The sequence below is a fragment of the Ohtaekwangia sp. genome (genome assembly GCF_036568665.1).
Lineage (GTDB): Bacteria > Bacteroidota > Bacteroidia > Cytophagales > Cyclobacteriaceae > Ohtaekwangia.
The window spans coordinates 1-3,403 of record NZ_DATCSD010000127.1 but is presented as its reverse complement, the minus strand read 5'-3'; the positions used below and the strand labels follow the sequence as shown (position 1 = coordinate 3,403).

The window sequence follows — 3,403 nt, the reverse complement described above, 5'->3', positions numbered from 1 at the left end:
TTAGCTTTCGCGGTCTGATTTTTTAAAGAAATATAAACATGACGGATATACTGATTATAGGTGCAGGAGCGGCCGGCCTTATGGCTGCGCGACATGCGAGTGGAGCCGGTAAATCTGTAACGATACTGGAAGCTCGTAATCGCGCAGGCGGACGCATTCATACATTACATATTCCGGATTTTTCTTTTCCAGTAGAGGCAGGTGCAGAATTTATACATGGCAATTTACCTTTTACTAAAGCATTGGCAGAAGAGGCACGTGTTGAATATTATGAGGCCGATGGCGCTACGTGGAATGTTAAAGACGGAAAGCTTCACCATGGAGATTTATTTGAAGATGGCTGGGAAGAGTTTATTGAAGTACTAAAGAGGCTTGACAGAGACATGAGCATTGAGGCGTTTTTAAATAAACACTTTACTGCTTCGAAATATGAATCGCTGAGAACATCTGTTATTCGATTCGTTCAGGGTTATGATGCCGCTGATGCGAGCAAAGCCAGTGCTTTTGCTTTACGCGAAGAATGGACAAATGAAGATAGCATGACGGGCTATCGTCTGAAAGGCGGCTATTCGCAGATCATTGATTTTTTGGTGAGCTGTTGTCAGAAGCAAGGCGTTGTCTTACAACTTAATCACGTGGTAAAAACTATCGAATGGAAAAACAACCAGGTTGAAGTAACAACACATCAGGGACAGCAATACGTTGCAAAAAAATTGCTGATCACAGTTCCCGTTGCCGTACTTCGGTCAGGGGCAATCCATTTTATACCGCAGCCAACGGAACATATTCATGCGCTTCAACAAATAGAAACAGGGGGAGTAGTAAAATTTCTTGTTGAGTTTAAAGAAGCCTTTTGGGAAAACAACCACACAGCATTTCATTCGATGCCTGAATTACATTTCCTTTTCTCTGATGCTGTTATACCAACGTGGTGGACGCAAAAACCATCAACCATACCATTGTTGACTGGTTGGTTATCCGGGCCATCGGCAGCCATGCATAGTCATGATCAAAGTGCATTATCACAAGAAGCTATTCTATCATTAGCTTATTGTTTTGGGTGTACACCCGCAGAGTTGGGACAGCAAATCAAAGCTATACGGGTCATTAATTGGATTGATGATCCCTTTTCTCAAGGAGCGTACGCCTATAAAACAGTTGATACTATAGCTGCCTTGAATGTCCTCTCGAAATCAGTTGATGATACACTATATTTTGCAGGAGAAGCTTTTTACCACGGTCCGGCTATGGGTACCGTTGAAGCTGCTCTAGCCTGTGGCCTTGAAGTTGCGAAGAAAATGATTGCATAAATAAAAAAAGCCACCCCTCTCGGGGCGGCTCCAGGTAAGGCTAGGAAAAAAACAGATGTTTACTTTTTAATCAGCTTTTGCTTGGATATTCTTCCATCAGCGTTGACTGTGATAATATAAACTCCTGCCGGAATTCTTCTTGCAGAAAAGTCGAGCGTTACAAAAGACACTTCTTCCTGCACCTCTTTCAATATACTATATCCACTCATGTCCTGAAGAACAATAGAAACCTGATGACTGGTTGTATCCAGTGTGAGGTTCAATTTGTCGGTAAAAGGATTCGGACTTACATGTATAGCATTATCAGATGTCTCTTCCTGAAATTCAATTTGCTGTGTTTCATCCTCCGTTCTTGCGGTCGTTTGAGCCGTCATAGCTACAACCTCAATACCGTTTACCTGCGGATTGCCCACGGAGCGAATGAAGTCCAGGTCAAGTGTGCCATCCGTAACTGAAACCTGAAATTGTTTTTTCAGTGCATTCATACCAGCTTCTGCATATATATCTACATTACTTAGCACACGGCTGTTTTCTGCATTGACATGAAACACACGTCCCCCCGCCACTTTCACACCACCGGTATAGGGTGTTTCGGCAAAGTATAGATTTACCTGATACGTTCCGCTTTGCACCGGGAAGTTCCATTGCATGACTGTTCCTCCATAATTAGGTGAGTATCGGTTCGGGCCAAAAAGATTGTTGGGCGCCCCTGTGCTATTGGTGCCAGACCACGTTGAACCACCAGATGTATAGTTCGCGCTTCCTGCATCCAAATATTTTGATTTACCAGCCTGTGTATCGGTTGCCCAGTCCATCGGGGAAGCACTGATAGCAGAACCTCCTGTATTAATACGATATACTATTGTTGATGAAGATGCAGGTGGTTTTGCTGTAGCATTTACAGTCACTACCACATCATCATAAGCCGAAGCACCAGCGTTATCTTTTACAGTAAGGCGGAAAGTATAGGAGCCTTGTAAAAGTGCCGTTGCGTTTAGCGTAGCCGTTGTAATACCAGCCAGTGTTACGGTAGGACCACTCACCTTTGTCCAGGCATACGATGCTATACTTCCATCCGAATCACTCGCAGTACCCGTTAGCGAAACAGATGTAGTTGGCAGTGTTATAGTTTTGTCAGCACCGGCATTTACCGTTGGCGTTGCATTGCTGCCTCCACTTTGATATTCGAACGCACCAATATCATACGCACCACCGGCAGGTCTTGCTTTGCCATCATAATCCGTTGTAATGCCATACGAGGAAACGCTCGCACCTTTATTCATGGCAGGAGATGTACTCTGCAAGTGATAATCACTGTTGGCAGCATTTATAAATTTTACGTTAGCGATTGCTGCATCGTAATAGTTATTCAGTTCCTCCATTTTTACATCCGGAGTTACTTTGTTAACATATTTACCTGAACCTGGATTTATGACAATGTTATTAATGAAGTGGTTCATGCTTACACGTTCTGCTGCGATCTTCAAACCATTATCTCCAGGATTGATCACTGTATTATTAATGAACGTAAAGCCTGGGCCAAGCGTACCACTGGTTGTTGCATCATCACAATATATACCGTTGGTTGCTGCATTGATAACAATGTTATTGAATATCTTATTATCGCCTTTACCCTGAACAATTATACCGTTACCTGGTCCGTTCTTAATAATGTTATTATACATCAAACCTCCCGTACCCAAGCCTATTTGAATACCATTGTTCTGATAACTGGCAAAAGGATCTTGCCCGAAGAGCTCCACGTTGTTACTATATATCTCGCAGCCCGATGAAGCACAACCAACCTGTATGGCTTCTGCTCCGGAATTTTTGATCTTGTTTTTAAATACTTTACATCCGATAATATCATGCGGATAAAGCATAGTGCCCGTACACGATGAGTTACCAGTCCAGCCGTTATAAAAAGAGTTACCTATATATAGACCTTCGCCTTTCACATCGTGAACATAGTTATCGTGTACCGATACATTATACATTGTAAAATGTCCGCGGTTAGCAGTAAGATCGCAGCGAGGATCTGTCTTTACCATCATACCGGCAAAACCTGAACCTGGTATTTCTACGTGATCAAC

At 43.0% G+C, this 3,403-nt stretch carries 2 protein-coding genes; one reads left to right on the top strand and one right to left on the bottom strand.

Annotated elements, in window-relative coordinates; genetic code table 11:
• Positions 1–38 precede the first annotated feature (38 nt).
• Positions 39–1,310: an NAD(P)/FAD-dependent oxidoreductase gene (locus VIN08_RS06720; protein ID WP_331962119.1), complete on the top strand. Its 1,272-nt coding sequence runs from the start codon at positions 39–41 to the stop codon at positions 1,308–1,310.
• 59 nt (positions 1,311–1,369) lie between these two features.
• On the opposite strand, the gene VIN08_RS06715 is transcribed toward VIN08_RS06720, so the two are convergent.
• On the bottom strand, positions 1,370–3,403 hold a 2,034-nt coding region (locus tag VIN08_RS06715), incomplete at its 5' end, for a PKD domain-containing protein (protein WP_331962116.1).